This window comes from Raoultibacter phocaeensis, assembly GCF_901411515.1.
Lineage (GTDB): Bacteria > Actinomycetota > Coriobacteriia > Coriobacteriales > Eggerthellaceae > Raoultibacter > Raoultibacter phocaeensis.
The window spans coordinates 1,835,957-1,855,068 of record NZ_CABDUX010000001.1 but is presented as its reverse complement, the minus strand read 5'-3'; the positions used below and the strand labels follow the sequence as shown (position 1 = coordinate 1,855,068).

General features: G+C 60.8%; 17 protein-coding genes and 1 tRNA gene. 3 read left to right on the top strand and 15 right to left on the bottom strand.

All coding sequences use genetic code 11. From position 1 onward, the window contains the following. Positions 1–196: 196 nt before the first annotated feature. Entirely contained in the window at positions 197–607 is a 411-nt protein-coding gene (locus FJE54_RS07425) for a type II toxin-antitoxin system VapC family toxin (protein ID WP_139652049.1), read from the bottom strand. On the opposite strand from FJE54_RS07425, the gene FJE54_RS16010 reads away from it, so the two are divergent. Further along, positions 573–956: a hypothetical protein gene (locus tag FJE54_RS16010; RefSeq protein WP_180326625.1), complete on the top strand. Its 384-nt coding sequence runs from the start codon at positions 573–575 to the stop codon at positions 954–956. The two genes, FJE54_RS07425 and FJE54_RS16010, sit on opposite strands and share 35 nt — an antisense overlap. A gap of 137 nt (positions 957–1,093) precedes the next feature. On the opposite strand, the gene FJE54_RS07415 is transcribed toward FJE54_RS16010, so the two are convergent. Then, positions 1,094–2,578, bottom strand: a complete 1,485-nt coding sequence (locus FJE54_RS07415; protein WP_139652047.1) for a response regulator transcription factor — start codon at positions 2,576–2,578, stop codon at positions 1,094–1,096. Between the two features lie 292 nt (positions 2,579–2,870). On the opposite strand from FJE54_RS07415, the gene FJE54_RS07410 reads away from it, so the two are divergent. Beyond that, a complete protein-coding gene (locus tag FJE54_RS07410; RefSeq protein ID WP_139652260.1) occupies positions 2,871–4,607 on the top strand; it encodes an FAD-dependent oxidoreductase in 1,737 nt (578 codons plus the stop codon). Between the two features lie 123 nt (positions 4,608–4,730). On the opposite strand, the gene hisS is transcribed toward FJE54_RS07410, so the two are convergent. The 11 genes from hisS to FJE54_RS07355 form a co-directional block, all read right to left on the bottom strand. After that, positions 4,731–6,104, bottom strand: coding sequence for a histidine--tRNA ligase (hisS, locus tag FJE54_RS07405; RefSeq protein ID WP_139652046.1), 1,374 nt, complete (start codon positions 6,102–6,104; stop codon positions 4,731–4,733). 16 nt (positions 6,105–6,120) lie between these two features. Further along, positions 6,121–8,835 (bottom strand): hypothetical protein, encoded by a 2,715-nt coding sequence (locus FJE54_RS07400; RefSeq protein ID WP_139652045.1) that lies wholly within the window; start codon positions 8,833–8,835, stop codon positions 6,121–6,123. A 56-nt stretch (positions 8,836–8,891) separates the two neighbouring features. After that, positions 8,892–9,071 (bottom strand): hypothetical protein, encoded by a 180-nt coding sequence (locus FJE54_RS07395; RefSeq protein WP_139652044.1) that lies wholly within the window; start codon positions 9,069–9,071, stop codon positions 8,892–8,894. 165 nt (positions 9,072–9,236) lie between these two features. Next, on the bottom strand, positions 9,237–9,617 hold the full coding sequence (locus tag FJE54_RS07390) for a NifB/NifX family molybdenum-iron cluster-binding protein (protein ID WP_139652043.1): 381 nt from the start codon (positions 9,615–9,617) through the stop codon (positions 9,237–9,239). 4 nt (positions 9,618–9,621) lie between these two features. Continuing rightward, entirely contained in the window at positions 9,622–10,071 is a 450-nt protein-coding gene (locus FJE54_RS07385; RefSeq protein ID WP_255467267.1) for a PadR family transcriptional regulator, read from the bottom strand. A gap of 412 nt (positions 10,072–10,483) precedes the next feature. After that, positions 10,484–11,593 (bottom strand): 3-isopropylmalate dehydrogenase, encoded by a 1,110-nt coding sequence (leuB, locus tag FJE54_RS07380; RefSeq protein WP_139652041.1) that lies wholly within the window; start codon positions 11,591–11,593, stop codon positions 10,484–10,486. A 66-nt stretch (positions 11,594–11,659) separates the two neighbouring features. Then, a complete protein-coding gene (gene leuD / locus FJE54_RS07375; protein WP_139652040.1) occupies positions 11,660–12,154 on the bottom strand; it encodes a 3-isopropylmalate dehydratase small subunit in 495 nt (164 codons plus the stop codon). Between the two features lie 11 nt (positions 12,155–12,165). Then, positions 12,166–13,434, bottom strand: coding sequence for a 3-isopropylmalate dehydratase large subunit (gene leuC / locus FJE54_RS07370; protein ID WP_139652039.1), 1,269 nt, complete (start codon positions 13,432–13,434; stop codon positions 12,166–12,168). A gap of 308 nt (positions 13,435–13,742) precedes the next feature. Then, positions 13,743–14,198: a spore coat protein SP96 gene (locus FJE54_RS07365; protein WP_139652038.1), complete on the bottom strand. Its 456-nt coding sequence runs from the start codon at positions 14,196–14,198 to the stop codon at positions 13,743–13,745. Between the two features lie 323 nt (positions 14,199–14,521). After that, complete coding sequence (locus FJE54_RS07360; RefSeq protein WP_139652037.1) at positions 14,522–15,421, bottom strand: peptidoglycan-binding domain-containing protein; 900 nt, start codon at positions 15,419–15,421, stop codon at positions 14,522–14,524. 77 nt (positions 15,422–15,498) lie between these two features. Further along, positions 15,499–16,548: a polyprenyl synthetase family protein gene (locus FJE54_RS07355; RefSeq protein WP_139652036.1), complete on the bottom strand. Its 1,050-nt coding sequence runs from the start codon at positions 16,546–16,548 to the stop codon at positions 15,499–15,501. A gap of 240 nt (positions 16,549–16,788) precedes the next feature. Between FJE54_RS07355 and FJE54_RS07350 the strand changes: the two genes are divergently transcribed. Next, entirely contained in the window at positions 16,789–17,847 is a 1,059-nt protein-coding gene (locus FJE54_RS07350; RefSeq protein WP_180326624.1) for a flavodoxin family protein, read from the top strand. A 148-nt stretch (positions 17,848–17,995) separates the two neighbouring features. Here the strand turns inward: FJE54_RS07350 and FJE54_RS07345 are convergent. Together FJE54_RS07345 and FJE54_RS07340 are read right to left on the bottom strand one after the other, a co-directional pair. After that, positions 17,996–18,080, bottom strand: a tRNA-Leu gene (locus FJE54_RS07345). Between the two features lie 70 nt (positions 18,081–18,150). Then, complete coding sequence (locus FJE54_RS07340; protein WP_139652034.1) at positions 18,151–19,095, bottom strand: Ppx/GppA phosphatase family protein; 945 nt, start codon at positions 19,093–19,095, stop codon at positions 18,151–18,153. Positions 19,096–19,112: the final 17 nt, after the last annotated feature.

The window sequence follows — 19,112 nt, the reverse complement described above, 5'->3', positions numbered from 1 at the left end:
ACTTACGTCGATGCCCGAAACGCCGTTGGTGAAAAGAGTAGCAGACTGCACTCGCCCGTCTGTCCCCCTAAACGGACAGTGCGAGGATATCAAGCAGCGCTATTCGGCTGCGAAAAAAAAGATACCGTACTTGGGAATGGGTACAAACCAACCCCCGAGAGCATCTTTTCATGGAAAACGAATACAATCGCACCTGCTAGAACTTCGTGTCAGAGAACACGCAGTCTACCCCGTTATCCAGGCAGAGCTCCTGCAATCTGCGATCGAGTGTAAACAAGGTAGCCCCTTTACGCCGGGCGAGGACGAAATAGAACAGATCGTACGACGAATGCTTCAAGCGAAGCGATTCCGTCAAGGCCTCTTCCCACAAATCGGCATCGGGAACGAACTCATCGACAAGGGCAAGGCACATGCGACCCATGGCTTGCGCCTCCCCCTTACTCGCGTAGCCGCCCCGAACCCGCTTTTCCAGCACATGCGTAACCTCTGCGCACAAGAAAGCAGGTGCAACGACGGCTTCACCCTCGAGCAGCAACGCCACAAGTCCCTTTCCCTCAGGAGTCTTGGCGAGCATGTTGATGGCGGCGTTGCAGTCGAGGACGATCATTTCACACCTCTTCGTCGTGCGGCAAACCGAGAGCATCGCTTATCTGGCGATCGCGCTCTCGCCGGCCTTCGCGCACGAGCGCAACGATTTCATCCGCGGTCGGCTCAGGCCCATGCCACTGCAACGCATCGATCTCATCAAACAACGCTTTGCGCTTCTCGATGCGCTCGGCACGCTGTGCTTCGGTATCAAAACTAAGAGCGCTCGGGCATGCGGGACGATGCAACTGCCTCCCATCCCAGAAATACGACGCATTGTGACGCTCGAGCATTTCTTCCACCGCGACAATCGTCTGCTGAGCGATACTGCGATGGTGGCGATCAGCGTACACCTTGAGTTCTTCGTATAGCTTTTCCGGAAAATCGCGTACCTGCAATGCCGGCATAGCGCGTCCTTTCTCGATCATGCTCTTTGCGTGCATTCTACATGCATGCAAAGCGTAGAGCAAGGTATGCCAACCTCATCCGGACGAAACGGCGAAGCCCCTTACCCCCGATCGATCATCTCGAGCAGCTCCTCGCGCGAAGAGACGTCGAGCTTGCGGTAGATGCTCTTCACGTGAGTGCGCACCGTGCTTTCGGAGATGACGAGCGTCTTGGCGATGAACACGATGCCGTGCCCGCGGCCGAGGTACGAAAGCGTTTCAGCCTCCCTCGGCGAAAGCTCGAAGCGCACGGCGGCGGCCTCGATGCGCTGCGAGAGCTCGCTTTGCGCCTCACCGCCTCCGTCCCTATGCACCCCCCGCTCGGATGCGCCCTCTCGCCTCCACGACGAGAGTAAGGGAGCCAGCACGACGAATCCGAAATACATCGTGCTGATGACAAGCAGGATAGGCCCCGCGTTTTCAGACAGTACGGAAACCGACCCGAACGATATGCCGAGAAACGAAGCAACCATGAAACACGCGACCGTTAACCCGTAGATGAAGGGCGGCGAGAATTCACGGGCATGCGCCATTGCACACAGGCTCGATAGCGCAAGAATGCCGATGATGCCGTAAAACACATACGAGAGCGTCGCCGCGAGCCACTGAGCGGTCGTTCCGAAGGGAAAGGCGTTGAGGACGACGAGCACGATGGCGCATACGGGAAGAAACACCTGATACACGAACGACATGAGCGGACGGTCGATCTTGAGAAGGCTCAAGGGAAGCACCACGACCGCCGCCACGATGCCGCCGAGCGTCTCGACGTAGAACGCGTCGAACACCATGAACTTGCGCACGCCCATCACGAACGCGAACACGAGCAGGCCGATGAACGGCAATGCGGCAACCGAAGCCATCCTGCGCACGTTGGAAAGCATCTCGCGAGTACCGGTTTTCGTACCGGTCGGCAATGCCGACGTATCGCCGACGAGGTAGCCGAGCTCCCGGTCGCCGCCACGGCCCGAAACGGCGACATCGCCGCAATCGAGCTTCCCCCCTATCGACTTTGCGCAGGGAAGCGCCACGCCGATCAGCACGAGCAGCCCGAACGCGACCAGCCCCGGTTCGATGGCAACCGACGAGAGCATGAGCGCGATGAGCGAAGCCGCACCCACCATGATGGTCAGATAAAACAGCGCCTGGCGCAAGTCGAACAGGGCGAGGTAGGTTCCCCAGGCGATGCAGAGGGGAACCATGCCGCAGGCAACCGCTGCCCCTGCGGCAATCATCAAGCCTTCGGAACCGAACCCCTCAAGTCCGAGCCCTGCGACGAACAGGGCGAACCCGCCGATATAGAGAACGGAAGCGGCGATGACAAGCTGCGGGGTTGCAAACAGCGAAGCATTGCGGCGAAAAGCGAACCACGCCGAAACCGCCCCCGCTACAGCAGCGACCACCATCATCGTATTCACGAACGGCGGCATGAGAGTCTCAGCGGCACCGTATTCCGAAAACAGGACGAGGTTGGGCGAATAGAGCGGCAGCGTTGCGAAAAACGCAATGAACGCCAACGTTTCGAGCTTGAACTCCTGCGAAAAGCGCAAACCTTCACCTCCGTCGCACTCGGCCGTTTCCGCTCACAGTATACCCCAATGGCACCTACCTACCTGCCGCTTTGCTGCAACTACCCCAAAACCGCGAGGGTGCTTCCCGCCGCCATCGCGGTTTCGGGCGACCTCGTTTTCAAAGATTCCCCCATCGCAGCGATTTTCGAGCATCGTGGCGCATCGTAGAGTGCACTCGGAGCGCTCGCGCCCGACGAAGCTCGGAAGCAGATCTCGAAGGCGAGCGCAGATAGACCAAAACCAAGGAGACAAGGGAGGAATCATGACCATCATGAAATCAGGAATCTCGCGGCGTGCGTTTCTCGGCCTCGGTGCGACGGCCGCCGTCGCCGCAGGAGCCGGACTCGCGGGCTGCTCGCCTGCATCGAGCGCAAGCGGGACCGCCCAAGCCGAGCAGGGGCCGGCAGCTGCGGAGTCAAGCTGGAAGACTCCGCCTGCGGAAATCACCGACTTCGCCAAAGAGTACGACTGCGACGTAGTCGTATGCGGCCACGGGTTTGCCGGCATCACCGCATGCCGCGAGCTCGCCGAAGAAGGCTACAAGGTGATCCTCGTCGAAAAGCAGCCCGAAGACACCTACGCCGCCGTGGGCAACGAGTTTGCGGCGCTCAACGCCTCGATCCTCAAAGAACGCGGCGTTCCCGAGATCGACCCCGTGGAATTCTTCCAGAACTGGATGACCGTCACCGGTAACTACCCCAACCAGGAGCTTGTCATGAAGTTCGCCCAGCACTCGGGCGAGAACTCCGACTGGTATCTTTCGGAGCTTTCCGAAGAGGACTTCGCCACCATGACGACGGCTTTCTTTCCCAAGACCGAACACCAGCTCGACAACATCGGACCCATCAAGTTCTGGCCAAGCGTCTGTAGCTTCTACGGCGACTGCAACCAGACCAAGATACACGAATACAACCGAGCCGTCGCGCAGGAAAAGGGTGCCGAATTCCTCTTCGGCACCGAAGCCCTCTACGTCATCATGGACGACGGCAACGTTGCGGGCCTCGCCGCCAAAAACGCCGACGGCAACCTGAAGCTCAACGCCAAAGCCGTGGTCATCGCCTGCGGTGGTTTCGGCGGCAACCCCGAGATGATGGCCGACCTCATGCCCGATATGTACCATGCGCTCGTCGGCGATGAGCAGCTCACCTCCATGTCGGCCAACGACGGCCGCGGCGTGCAGATGGCTTACTGGGCGGGCGCGCACCTCGAAACCTGCCCCATCCCCGGCATGAACATGAAGGGCCTTTCGCTTCCCGGCAAGATGAACTGCCTGCCGCAATCAGTCTGGATCGACGAGAACGGCAAGCGCTTCTGCAACGAATACTATGCCACCTCCGAGCAGCGCGGCCTTGCCACCGTGTACAAAAGCCGCAAGACCAAGTTCGCCGTATGCGATGCCAATTTCCCCGAGTACCGCCAGTACACCATTCCGCAGCATGCCGGGTTCACGGCAACCGAGGAAAACATCGCATCGCTCCAGGAGTCGCTTGACAAGGCGTATGCGATTTTCAAGGGAATCTACGAAGAGCCCGAGAAAGAAGAGGGCGAAGGCGGACCAGGAGGCGGCGGCCCCATGACCGCAGTCGAGTTTATCGCCGACGACACACTCGAGGGCTTGGCTGGCCAGCTTGGCCTAACCGGCGAAGCGGCAACGAATTTCGTCGAAACGATCGCCAACTACAACGCCTATTGCGAAGCAGGAGCCGATCAGGAATTCGGTCGCGACGCGGCGGTGCTCTTCCCCGTTAAGGAGCCTCCGTTTTACGCCTGCACGTTCGATCCGGTACTCGGCGAGACGATGGTCACGTGCGGCGGCATCATCACCGACGGCGACCAGAACGCGCTCGATGAGAACTTCGAGCCTATCAGTGGCCTCTACGTTTCGGGCAACGATTGCGGGCGCCGCTTCGGCTATGAGTACATAACCCCCATCCCCGGCTGCAGCTTAGGTATGGCCATCACGCTCGGCCGCGAGTGCGGCAAGTCGGTCGGAGCGTATCTCGGGTAACTCGGAATCTCTAGAGCATTGCCCTTGGAAAGAGCCCAGTCTCGGGCTCTTTCCAATACACCTGTATCGATTTTCCTGTAAGGCGGTTGACAAGCAAGCCCTTCCGCACGGCCGAGTCGTCGGCTATTCCTCATCCCCCATCGGAAACACATCCTCTATCTTCGGCACCTTGCCGCCAAAGGGCAGCCCGCTGAAGTGTGCGAGGAGCTTTTTCGCCGCTTCGAGGTCGACGAGCGCTTCGCGGCGCGTGGCCATGTCGCGGATCTTTAGCTTGCCCGCTGCAAGCTCGTCGGGACCGAGGATGGCAACACGCAAGGCGCCCAGCTTATCAGCAAGCTTGAACTGACTTTTGAGGCTTCGGCCCTGATGGTCCATCTCGCATACAAGCCCTGCATCGCGCGCCATCTGCAAAAGCCCGAATGCAGCGGCGCGCATCGAATCGTCGACGCAGGCGATGAACAGGTCGCAGCGACCGGCCGAAGGAAGCTCGAATCCCGCAGCCTGAAGCGCGAGTAGGCAGCGCTCGTAGCCGAGCGCGAACCCGAGGCCCGAAGTCGCTCTGCCCCCGACTTCTTCGGCGAGCTTATCGTAGCGCCCGCCGCCGCCGATGGCGTTCTGCGAACCGAGTCCGTCGATCACCTGCACTTCGAACACCGTTCTCGTGTAGTAGTCGAGGCCGCGCACGAGCCGCGTGTCTTGCGTGTACTCGATGCCTGCGCCGTCGAGGAGCGATTTCACGGCAGCGTAGTGCTCTTTGCACTCGTCACACAGGTAGTCGGTGATCTTCGGTGCTGCGTCCATGACCGCCGAACATGACGGGTTCTTGCAGTCGAAGGCACGCAGCGGATTGATTTCGGCACGGCGCATGCACTCGTCGCAGAGCTCGCTTGCATGCTCTTCCATGTACGTTCGCACCCGTTCGCGGTAGATGGGACGGCACTCATCGCACCCCATGGAGTTCACCAGCAGGCGCATCGAGGTTTCGGGAATACCGATCGCTGTGAAAAACCGCATGAGCATGATGATGACTTCGGCATCGGTGGTAGGGTCTTCGGCGCCGAGGCACTCCACGCCGATCTGGTTGAACTGGCGGTAGCGCCCCTTCTGCGGACGCTCGGCGCGAAACATCGGACCTGCGTACATGAGCTTCACCGGCGGCGCACCCTGGGGCACGAGATCGTGCTGCACCACTGCACGCACAACGCCCGCCGTTCCCTCCGGGCGCAGGGAAAGGCGGCTCTTGCTTTTGATGCTTTCGCCTGCCAGCAGTTTCTTCATGTTCTCGCCCGATATCGCCTGGAACATCTCCTTGGACACCACGTCGGTCGCCTCGCCGATGCCGCGTACGAACAACTCGGTCTGCTCGAACATCGGCGTCTCGATGGGCAGGTAGCCGTAGCGTCCGAACACGTCGGCCGCCGTCTGCTTGAAATGGCTCCAGAACCTCGACTCGTCGGGTAAGAGGTCTCGCGTTCCTTCAGGAGCTTGCAGTGCCATGGTGGTCCTTTCTCTATTAATCGCCCAACGAGCGAAGTACGTTAACAAGGGCATCGTCGGGACGATGCTGGCAGTATGCGGCGAGCACGCTGCGCGCGACGACGAACAAGCCCGCGTCCACTGCAGCCTCGGACGCCTCGAGCAGCTGTTCGAACAACGCTTCCGCGGGAGCGACGACGACGCCGTTTTCTTCGAGCACTCCGTCGATCTCGTCGGCAGGTATGAGATTTGCCTCAGGCTCGTTCAAGAGCTCTTCGAGTTCGAGGCGCGCCTGATCGTACACCAGAGGCGAGGTGGTCATCGACTTCAAGTATCCCGCAACGCCCGCCTGTAGCCGCCCCGCTTTCCATTGCGCATACGCGAGCTGATAGTATCCCATCGCGATCTCGTTGGGAAGCAGTGCGACTTCGAGATAGCGGTTGATGGTGGCGATCGTGTTGTCCATGTCGCCGACGAGCATGTAGGCGCGCGCCGTCTGCAGGTACCCCGGCCCGCTTACTGGAGCGAGTTCAATGCAGCGCTTGCCGTAACCGAGCGCCTCCTCGGTGCGGTCGAACGAATGCTCGAGCAGCTTCACCGCTTCGAGGCAGCAGAAGTAGAGGGAATCGGGAGCAAGCTCGACCGTACGGCCGGCATCGTGTGCGAAAGCGGGCACGCTGCTCGCACCGGGAGCCCCACCGCCCGCCTGGCGCGCGCGGTTGTACACTACGCGCGATGCGTACGAATCGAAGCAGCGAAACGCGGTCTCGGCCGTATCGGCGAACCTGCCGGAAAGCTCGGCTTGTCCAATCGCCTGCGCAAGCAGCGAAACCGCCTCGGCCCCGTCTCCCCGCTCTGCGGCCGAACGCGCTGCGGCAAGGGCGGTCATGAGCTCATCTTCGCCGAGGAACCTGTTCACGATGGCGTTCTGATCACCGGGATCGATCTCGTCGGCCGTGAGCGCCACCATGAGCCTCGTGCACGCATCCTGCACATCAAGATCGGGCGTTTTATCCTTAACCGCCGATACGATGCGGACGCGTTCGGTTGTGGTCGCCGCCTGAGCTATGTCATCGGCCATCTGCTCGGCGATGTGGCGCCGTTTCGCGTTGTAGTTGACCGCAAGGTCGGACACGCTCTTCGCACCGAGTGCGGCGTGCGCGAACGCAGGTACGGCATCATCCGACAGTTCGGGCATGAGCGCGCGCTCGGGAGCCGCCAAGCGCCCGTCTTCGAGCGGAGAAGGGATGTCAGCCCTCCCGATCAAAGCGTTGAACCAGGTGAAAAACCACGCCGGATCGCCCTCTGCGGCTTGACGGTACGCGCCGTTCGCGCAGAAAGCCGATCGCTCGAACTCAACCGAAACCATACGGGGCAGCTCGTCTTCCTGCGGAAACTCACTTGAGCCCTCGACGGTTTCGGATCGGTCTGAAACGGGCCGCGCAGCAACGACAACACGCTCGATCGCCTTGCTCTGAGAAAACGCGATAGCAGCGAGCATGATGGCGAGGCGCATTGCATAGCGACCGGCCTGAGCCTCGCGCTCGACCAACGGCACCTCGGACCACGTGGGCGCACCTTCAGGCCAGCGCGTATGCGGCATGATCGATGCGGACGGGACGACGGCGTCAAACGCTGCGATACCGCCCTTCGCATTCACCCGAAAGTCGGCCGTTAACCGAAACGGAAGGCGCAACCGCTCTACCGCGCTGGCAATCCCTTTGCGCACAGCCCATTCCCCGGCTGTTTCGCCCTGGATGTCGGCCGGGTTTTCGGCAAAGGGCATCTGCTTTGCGATGGATTCGATGAGGTAGTAGTCCCACTGCGCAGCCTCGTGCTCGAACGCGCTGTCGACGCGGTCGCCGAGCGATTCCGACGTGAGTAGAAATCGGTTGAGTGCGCCTTCGAGTGCCCATATCATGCGCCGATACGAAGCTGCCGCCTCTTCGTCGTTCGTGCCAAGATAGTAGGTGTCGGCATAGCGCTTCGTCCGCACAAGGCGAAGCGGATCGCCACTCGCTAGCCGTTTCAAGCTTCCAGCCTGTTCGCTGCCAAGTCCCGCTTCGCCCAGCCAACGCACCAAGCATCGCTCAAGGCCGGGTGCCGTAAGCGCCGGATCGGCATCGGCCCCGGCAACCGCAGCACCGATCCGCTCGAACGCGTCAAGCGGTCGAGCCTTCTCGAGCTCGGCACCGACGTTGCCGATCCCGTAGAGCGGCGGCTGCGTGTTGCACAGCGCAGGCCGATACACGAACGCAAGATAGGCGCGCGTGACGAATTCCTCATAGAGAAGTCCCTGCGCGTGAGATCCGAAGTTGAACCACGAGCCTTCGATGGAGTATCGACCGTGCTCGAAGCGGTACTCCGCAACAAGCCGCTGGGATCCGTCCGCCTCGAGCACCTGGATGCATCCCCGCTCGCACGAGTCAGTCGATTCGTCGGCGTAGCGAGCAACCGAAAGAGTCGGAGCCGTTGCGGGCGGGCAGGTGATCGGGTGATCGGTCGCGAACACGCGAGCGTACTTGTCGAGGTAAGCAATGATGCGGTAGGTGGTCTTCCCAAGGAATTCCACGATGTACTTCTCGTCTTTACCGGGTGCGGGCAGTGCGTTGCTTACCCACCCGTAAGGATTTTGCGGGACGAACCCGGCACACGGCGGCATGGCATCGGGAAGCTCGCGCCTCGTCGCAAGAAGCAAGCTCGCTTTGCTTGCTTCGAAGATGCCGTTGTCCGTGCTTCCGTTATCGCCCATCGCTTCCGCCTTTCCGATACGTTCAAGGATACCAGAGTTGCGAGGACAATCGAAAGCTATTCCGATCTGCCCACGCCCGGCGGCGGGCACGCTTTCACCGCAAGCGGCTGATCGGACGCGGCCGCGATTTCGACAAGCCGCATGATGCCCGTTGCCGACGATTCGGCATCCACGGCAAGCGCCCTTTCGAGTGCTTCTGCATCATGCTGCGGCTGCTTGGCTGGTTCCGCTTCCATTCGCCGTCCTTCGTATCCTCGTAGGCAAAACTGCGACCCGCGTCAAAGCGGGTCGCTCAAGCAGACAGTATAGCGCAGATCGAAGAAAGGCGGGGCCGAACGCGTACGGCATCCGCTCGACTCCACGTGATCACGCGCGATCGAGCACGCAATCCAGCCCGGTTCCTAGTGGTGATGCTGGCAGGTGTTCTCCACGCCCATGATCGGAACGGTTCCCTGCGCAACGAGCTTCGCCGCGTCGCCGACATTCGGCGTCGCGTTCTCGAAGTACACGGTGATGCCCGCGTCGTTGAAGCCCATGAGGGGCCTTCCGCCCATGCCGGCGGCAACGATAGCATCCACACCCCGCTCGGCCAAAAGCCCGACCGGACGCAGGCAACCGCCTTCTTCGTGCGGCGGGTTGGCGAGGATCGACGTTTCCTTGATCTCCCCATCTGCGATGTCGACGATCGTGAAGCAGTCGCAATGGCCGAAATGGCCGGACCGCTCGGCGTCGAGGCCGCCTTCGCCCATCGAAGGCACCGCCAACTTCATGGTTTCGCTCATGATCCTATCCTTCCTTTCCGGGAGCAGCTCCCGTATCGTTATGCGGACCGTCTGATCTCGTCTCCTTGAGATGGGCAAGCCCGTTTTCCACCATCGATGCGAGCAATCCGTCCAAGCGCTCGCGTTCGCGCAGCGCACGGGTCCATTGCTCGGCGAGTTCGATACCCTGCACGGTGAGTTCGTATTCGCGCCTGCGAGGACCTGCGCCCTCTTCGCACCAGCGTGATACCACCGACCCCTCTTCCTCCATTCTGCGAAGCGTACGGTACAGCCCGCCGACATCGGCATCCACCTGCCCGTCGCTCATTTCGAGAATAGTGCGGCGAAGGTCGTAGCCGTATCCGCCCGCATACAGAAGCGCAGCAAGCGCCGCCGGCTCAACGAGCGCACCGCCTCCCCCGCCCCGACGGCGGCAGCACGGCTTGCGGCTTTCGTTATCCGAACAATCGCCCATCGGCATATGCTGTCACCTTTCTCATCGGTCGCGTTTGTTGTGCGGTGCCGTGCGCTTGCACGGTGGCGCATGCGCCCGACAACCCGCAACACTGCTTTGTCGGTATCATCTATATGACGCTAACATATACCTTGGCGTATATGTTGTCAACATATATTTGGGAAAGGGCTACGGGCGGATTGTCGTCCATATGGATTGATGTTCGACACGATCGGCACGCTCTCTTTGCACGGGAAGAACACCTGAATAGATTGTGCCTGGTCACAGACTTAATGGTTCTGGAACACGACAGTATCCTCGCACGAGCGACATCCATATGGATCGATTTTGCCAAACGGCTCGAACGGGCGAGCCCATAAAAAAGCACCCGCCGGGCATACCGTGCGGGTGCTCGTATGGCAATGGGAGTAGCCTACAGCTTCGAAACCACCAGATCGCCCATGGCAACCGTGCCGACTACCTTGTCGGCAGGCGTATTCGCATTGGCGATGTCGCCCGTGCGCCAGCCTTCGTCGAGCACGGCAGTCACCGCGCGGCGGATGGAATCGGCCGCATCCTGCATGTCGAAGCTGTAACGCAGCATCATCTCGACCGAGAGTATCTGCGCAAGCGGGTTCGCAATGCCCTTGCCCGCGATATCGGGAGCGCTGCCGTGGCTCGGCTCATACAGCGCCGTTCCGTCGCCCAGGCTCGCGCTTGCGAGCATGCCGAGGGAGCCCGTGATCTGCGCTGCCTCGTCGGACAGGATATCGCCGAACATGTTCTCGGTCACCACCACGTCGAAGTCGACCGGGCGGCTGATCAGCTGCATGGCCGTGTTATCCACCAGCAGGTCCTCAAGCTCCACATCGGGGTATTCCTCGGCACCGATGCGGTGCACGATCTCGCGCCACATACGGCTCGTCTCCAACACATTCGCCTTGTCGACGCTGGTCACTTTGTTGCGGCGCTTGCGTGCGGCTTCGAAGGCTTGGCGTGCAATGCGCTCGACTTCGTACTCGCGGTATTCGAGCGTATCGTAGGCGCGCTGGCCGGCAGCGCCGTGCGCGCCGCAACCCTCTTCATCATAGAAGCGCTCGCGGCGCCCGAAGTACAGGCCACCCGTCAACTCGCGCACGATCATCATGTCCACGCCGTCCACGATTTCCGGCTTGAGCGTCGACGCATCGGCGAGCGCCGTGAATATCTGAACGGGACGCAGGTTGGTGTACAGGCCAAGCGCTTTGCGGATTCCCAAAAGCCCCTGTTCGGGGCGAGGTTTCTCGGGGTCGGTGGTATCCCATTTCGGGCCGCCCACCGCGGCGAGCAACACGGCATCGGATGCTTCGGCCACGCGCAGCGTGTCTTTCGGCAGAGCCTCGCCCGTCTCGTCGATGGCAACGCCACCCAGAAGCGCCTCGGTGTACTCGAACGATGCATCGAACTTCGCCCCCACCGCATCGAGCACTTTCACGCCTTCGGTGATGATCTCAGGTCCGATGCCATCGCCGGGAAGCAGGCATATCTTGTAAGTTTTCGTCATGATGTCGCTCCTTGGTACACGTGAAAAGGGCGCGAACGCACACGCCGCACCCCTGCTCTCGAACGGTCAGTTGCCCAGCTTAGCCTTCGTGCGGTTGATGAGCCCGCCCGCCTCGATGATCTCTTTAATGAACGGAGGAAACGGCTGCGCCGTGAAAGTCTTGCCCGTCGTCTCGTTCACGATTACGCCCGCATCGGCGTCAACGCTCACCGTATCGCCGAGGGCAATCGCATCAACCGCCTCGGGGCACTCCATGATGGCGAGGCCTGTGTTGATGGAGTTGCGGTAGAAGATGCGGGCGAAACTCTTCGCGATGACCACATCGACGCCGGCGGCCTTGATGGCGATCGGCGCATGCTCGCGTGACGATCCGCAGCCGAAGTTCTCGTCAGCCACGATGATGTCACCGGGTTGCACCTTGTTCACGAACTCGCTATCGAGATCCTCAAGGCAGTGCTTCGCAAGCTCGGCGGGATCGGAAGTGTTCAGGTAGCGCGCGGGAATGATGACGTCGGTATCGACATCGCGCCCGTAGCGGTGCGCGGTTCCTTTGAATTTCATAGAGCTGCTCCTTAATCCAGATCTTCGGGCAAACCGATGTGGCCGAGTACGGCGCTCGCCGCGGCCACAGCCGGCGAAGAGAGGTACACCTCGCTCGTCGGATCGCCCATACGTCCGACGAAGTTGCGGTTCGTCGTGGCGATGGCGCGCTCGCCCGCGGCGAGGATACCCATGTAGCCGCCGAGACACGGTCCGCAGGTCGGCGTGGAAACCGCGCAGTTGGCGTCGAGGAAGATTTCCATAAGGCCCTCTTCCATGCACTGGCGGTACACGAGCTGGGTTGCCGGAATGACGATGCAGCGAACATCCGGATGCACGGTGCGTCCGCGAAACACCTCGGCAGCCTGGCGCATGTCCTCGATGCGCCCGTTGGTGCACGAGCCGATGACAGCCTGGTCTATGCGGATGTCGCGCGCTTCGGAAGCAGGCTTTGTGTTGGAGGGCAGATGCGGAAACGATACCGTCGGCACGATGTCGGCGGCGTCGATGTCGTATACCTTCGCGTACACCGCGTCTGCATCGGAATGGTATTCGGTATAGGGGCGCTCGGTACGGCCGTCCAGGTAGGCACGCGTGATATCGTCGACCTCGATGAGCCCGGCTTTGCCGCCCGCCTCGATGGCCATGTTCGAGATGGACATGCGCTCTTCCATCGACATGCCCGCAATCGCGCTGCCGGCGAACTCCATCGCTTGGTACAGCGCGCCGTCCACGCCGATCATACCGATGATGTGCAGGATAACGTCTTTGCCCACAACGCCGGGGGCAAGTTCGCCCTCGATGTTGAACAGGATCGATTCGGGAACTTTGAACCACGCCTTGCCGGTCGCATAGCCCACGCCCGCATCGGTTGAGCCGACGCCTGTGGCAAACGCGCCGAGCGCACCGTAGGTGCAGGTATGGCTGTCGGCGCCGATGATGAGATCGCCCGCGCCCACGACGCCCTGCTCGGGCAGAAGCGCATGCTCCACGCCCATGCAGCCGACTTCGTAATAGTGCGTAATGCCCTGCTCGTGCGCGAAGTCGCGGACAATCTTCGCCTGCTCGGCGCTCTTGATGTCCTTGTTGGGAACGTAGTGATCGGGAACCAGTGCGATCTTCGTCGGGTCGAACACGGTGCCAGTGCCGATCTTCTCGAACTCGCGGATGGCGATCGGCGCGGTAACGTCGTTGGACAATACCAGATCGAGATCGCATTCGATGAGTTGGCCGGGCTCGACCTCATCGAGTCCTGCATGGGCGGCTAAGATCTTCTCCGCCATAGTCATGGGACGTGCCATTATGCGCTACTCCTTATATATTCGGGAAACTCGATCATTGTACCATCGCATACGAGAAGGGCCTCGACAAGGCCCTTCTCGCAACAAGGTATTTACATATGCATTCGCCGGTACAGCGCGCGGCGGCCTGGGTACGCGTGGCGGAAAGCGCTGAACGCCGCGCGCAGCCGACTGAGCACACATGGCGAGAAGCGTCGATTGCGAGGCGCTTCGACTGGACAGCGGCCGCTTCCACGCGTTCGGCGACCGCAATGCGCAAAAACCGTTCCCATCGCTTCCGTGCGTCCGACAACCGCCGGCGTATCGTCTTACCAGGAGCTGCCGTAATGGTAGCCGCCGCCCATCGAGCCCACGGCGCCCGCTACGATGGCGGTAACCATGCCGGTGATCGCAAGACTCAAGATGATGCCGAGCACGATCCAGATGACGAACCCGATGATGGCGAACTTAAGCGCATCGTTTTTAACCTGCGGCACTTTATCGGCATTCACGAGCCATGCGAGCACGATGCCCGGAATACCCATGAGGGCGCCGATCACGAGCCACCCAAACTTCATGCCGCCGGTGAGCTGCATGAGCGGAGCCGGTGCGTACATCGGCTGAGGCATGGGCTGGCCGTACATCGGCTGAGGCTGGGGCTGCTGCGGTCGAGGGGGCTCGGGTGCGGCCTGCGGCTGCGGCGCAGGTTGCGGTTGAGGCTGCGGCTGCGGTGCAGGTTGCGGCTGGGGTGAGGGAGACTCGGGGGTGGTGTTTTCATCGGTCATGGCTTGGACCCTTTCTCGTATGGACGTTCTGTTTGCCTGGAGTCCATGGACATGCAAGCCGGGCAAGCAGAACGCGCCGATTCGCACGGCTTACGTATGCTTGCAGTATATGAAACTATGCTGATGTAGAGCAACCGCGCCCAAAAGCGTCATCAAACCGATGATTCCCTTACGGTTCGCAGCGAAAGCGGTGCTGACGGCAGCCACGCAAAAACAGGCGTCGGCACTTAACGAACATCGGGAAGAGCGTATCGAGCGGGCTGCGGTCGAACGCTGAACGGCCCATCGGGCACAGGCGAGACGCGCGCTGAGGCGGCCGAGAGCTATCGGCGCGCGAGCGCAGTGCAAAGGGCATCGAGCAGCGTGATCGCGAAATGCTGGGCGGATCGGCCCGCGCCCGCCTCTTCCCACACCGTGCCGGGAAGCTCGACGGCGATGCGCGCGGGATGCATGGCGGCCGCCTCGATGGCCGAAGCCAAACGCAGGGCAAGCGTCTCGTCATCCTCGTACCCGACGCGCGGGATGTTTTTTTTGACCAGCTCGTCGGGCAGCACGATGTGCACGAGCAGCATCGACTCGTCGGGTGCAACAAGCAGCGTATCGGCCGACAGTATTTTCGATGCGGGATTGGTTGCAAGCGCGAGGTTCGACATGCGCGAAGCGACGCTGCGCGTGAACTCCTGGGTACCGAACAGGCACAGCGCATTGCGCTCGAGCACATCGGCCGCACGCGCGAAGCCGAGATACGCCGCAACGGGAGACGCCTCCTTGCCCTGCCAGGAATGCTGAAGGTTGTGGATGGCCTCATAGGTCATAGCACCGGCGATGCCGTCGGACGGAAGCCCGAGGTTCATTTGGAACTTACGAAGCGCCAGCTCGGTGTACGCACCGAAAATGCCGTCGTTTACACCGCAGGCGAATCCGAGCGCTCCGAGCGCGCGTTGCAGTTCGCGCACATCGTTGCCGTGAAAATACGGCATGCGCAAATACAAGGTACGGTCGCCGAGGCAGAACGTGGCATCGACAAGCGCCGCCCACACCTTCTCGTTCACTTCATCGAGCGCCCCCAGCCCTCCCTTTTCGGAAAAGGTGCGCACACCCAACGCCGTTGCATCGTCGTATGTACCCGTGACCTGGCTTTCATCGAGGATGCCAAGCAGACAAAGACGCTGTTGCACGTCTTCTACTGCGGCCCCGGTATCGTGTCTGCGAATCGTATCCATGGCGGTATTGTAGCGCACAGGAAAAGCCAACCCGAGGGCGTTCACAAATCGGGTAGAAAAGCTTCTCGCTTTGCCCGCTACTTTAAACGGTTGACGAACCAGTCAGCCATCGATACGAGCAGGTCGCGCGAGGGCGAGGGCTTCACCATGTCGATGAGGCGATTCTTCGCGATGCTCGTAAGGTTTTCTGCGTAGTTGCGCGCATACTCGACGCTGCCCGAGGCCTCCATGATGGCAACGGCTTCGGCGAGCACGCCTGTATCCTTCTCTTTCGAAGAGAGGATGTCGACGAGACGATCACGCTCAGGCGAGTTTTGCAGCGCATGCACGACGATGAGCGTACGTTTGCCTTCCGTAATGTCGTTGCGGAAATCCTTCTTCATGCTCTCTTCGGAACCGACGAGGTTCAAAAGATCGTCTTGAATCTGGAACGCGAGGCCCGTATCGAGACCGTAGTTGCGCAGCGCCTCGATTTCGGCTTCGGTTCCGCCGCCGATGATCGCACCCACGGCAAGCGGAACAGCACCCGAATAGTGCGCCGTCTTATGCGTGGCCATGACAAGGTAATCCTCAGGCGTCAGGTCGTAGCGTCCGTCGCGCGCCCAGCCGATATCGAGTGCCTGGCCCTCGATCGTATGCTGCGTCATGTTGACAAGCTCGGTGACCACCCGCACCTTCGTGGCGTCATCAAGCAGCGGGTCGTTCATAACCGTGCCGTTGACCAGGGAAAGCGCAAGATCGCCTGCGTTGATGGCAAGCCCGATCCCCTCGGTCAGATGCATGCAGGGCTCTCCGCGCCGCAGTTCGGCCTCATCGGCGATGTCGTCGTGGATAAGCGCCGCGGTATGGAAATGCTCGATCGCGGCCGCCGCCGACGTCGCCTTCGACATATCGCCGCCAACCGCTTGGCACGCCGCGAAGCAGATGAGCGGACGATGGCGCTTGCCGCCGTTTCTGCTGTACTCCACAAGCGGCCGGTACAGGTACCGATCCATATCGGGATGCGTGCCTTGCGGAATATACGAGTTGACGAGATCGCCAACTTCGTCCGCATAGGAGATAAGGTACTCTTCGAAACTTTCGGGCTGCTTTTGCACCGATGCCACGATCTCGTTGATGTTGTTCATGGATGCTTTCTTATCCGTCTTCGTTCGCATACTTCACGGAATGGTACCACAAGTGCCGCGCATGCAAGGAAACGGTACCTTTTCGGACCCGATTTTTCGTTTATCGTTGCAGAAGCACCACAAAATGCTCTCAGGATACGCGACCAACCGATGCCGCAGAAACTCTACGGAGCGTCGAGTCCGCGCGGGCGATGTTTCCCCGTTTGCATGGTTCAATGGATGCAGAAAGGAAGACATCCTATGAACATCCTGTACCTGAACGGCAGTCCCCGAAAACAGGCGAGTGCAACGAAGAAACTCGCAGATGCTTTCGTTGAGGGCATGCTCAAAACAGTTCCGGAAAGCATCATCGACGAAATCACCCTGTACGAGAAGGCGATCGCGCCGTGTCGCGGCTGTTTCGGATGTTGGCATGCTACGCCGGGAACGTGCGTCATCCGCGACGACATGGACAGCCTGCTGCCGCTGTTTCGGCGGGCCCATGTAGTCGTCTGGTCGATGCCGCTGTACTACTTCGGCATGCCGTCGACAATGAAGGCTTTCCTCGACCGTCTCATGCCGAACAACAGCCCCCTGTTCGAAAAACGGAAGGGAGGCGTGAGGCACCCGCAACGCTACGACGCGGCGGCCCAGCGTCACGTGCTTGTTTCCACATGCGGGTTTCAGGAGTCGGAGCGCAACTTCGAGGCGATTGCGCTCCAGTTCGATCTACTCTGCGACGACAGGGTTTCGAAAATCCTCTGCCCTGCCGGCGGTGCGTTCGCCACCGATCATCTGGGAAGCGCGGCGCGCAAGCGGCTCGAAGAGGTGCAAAACGTAGGCGCTGATTATACCGTAAGCGGCACGATCGCCCGCGACACCGAACGCGCCCTGAGCATACCGGTCTATGATCCCGATCGGTACATGGCCGTGGTGAACCGTCTTGCAGCCATAGCCGAAACGCCCGCCCCCGACTGGATGGGTGCTCGGCCGTCACCTCAGGCGCATGCCGTGCTTGCAGCGTTTGTCGCCCGCTACCGAGAGGATCCGGAACCCGAGCGAGCCCTCACGATAGAATTCGCGTTCTCCGACGAGCGCAGCCAAGCCGCTCTTCTGTGTGAAACCTCGTCCTGCACTATCGAACCGGCGCCCGATGAGCGGGCGGCTGCGCGCATCGAGGCCGATGTCGCCCTCTGGAAGCGTATCGTTTCCGGCGATACGTCTATCTCCGATGCGCTGCTCAACGGCACCCTCAAGGTTTGGGGGGATTTCGATGCCGTGCTGCGCCTCGAGGACCTGTTCGTGGGAATAGAGGTGTAGCGGACACCGTGCGGCACCGCGCTTTGCCGCACTCGGCAGGCAATACACACGCATTGTCGCCCGAAAAACATGGAATTGCCGCCGAAACCGCGTTTTTCGGGCGACAATGTCTATCGGAGCAGTCTCCGGGTGCCGGACGGGTAGCGTATGGTAGGGGCGAAGGGACTCGAACCCTTAAGACCGAAGTCGGCGGATTTTAAGTCCGCTGCGTATGCCAATTCCGCCACGCCCCCGTATGCGGGCTTCGCGCCCGCACCGAACGTGCATCATGATAGCAAAAGACGAGGCCGTGCGCAGAAACAATTAACCGTTTCTCGCCGCATCGAGGATGATTCCCTGCAAGATATCGGTTTCACTCACCGTGAACTCCTTCATGCGGGCAAGCTCCATGACGGTTTCCACGATCACCATTCCCGCCACGATCACGCTCGCGCGGCCCGGGTCGAGTCCGACGATCTCTTTGCGCTCGGCGAGCGGCACGCTGCGAAGGTGCGCGTACACCTTTTCGAGAACCGACAAAGGCACGACGGTTTTGTGGACCCGCTCGCTGTCGTAAACCTCCATACGCTCGTCGATGGACACGATGCTCGTAGCCGTACCCGCGACGGCAATCATGCGGCTCGGCTTGAATCCCGTTGCCGCAAGCTCGTCGAACTTCGGAGCCATCGAGTGCTTCGTCCACGTTTTCGCAGCGTAGAGTTCACCTGCGGTCGGCGGGTCGGCGGCCAAGAAGCGCTCGGTCACTCGACGGCACCCAATATCAAACGAGTGCTTGAATACCGGTTCGCAGCCGCCTGTTCCCGCGATAACCTCGGTCGAACCTCCCCCGATATCGACAACCAGAAGGTCTTCCCCGAGAAAATCGCTCGAAGCGCCTAGGAACGAAAGCGCCGCCTCCCGCTCGCCCGGTATCACGGTCAGCCGAATGCCGATTCCGTCGAGCATCGCCGCAAACTCGGAGGAGTTTTTCGCATCCCGTGAAGCCGAGGTCGCCATGGCGATCACGACGACCTCGGGGTGCTCGGGCGTTTTGTATTCTTCGATAATGGCGAGAAACCGCTTCATCTGCGCGGCAACCCGTTCCATGGCTTCGGGCTTCAAGACCCCCGTCGCATCGACACCTTCGCCAAGGTTTGTGATGACAACCTCGCGCCGCAGCTCATTCAGATCCGTTTCGTCGGCATCCGCAACGAGCAAACGACACGTAACGGTGCCGATGTCGATTGCAGCATAGCGTTTACTCTGCATGGTCTTCCTTTTTACCT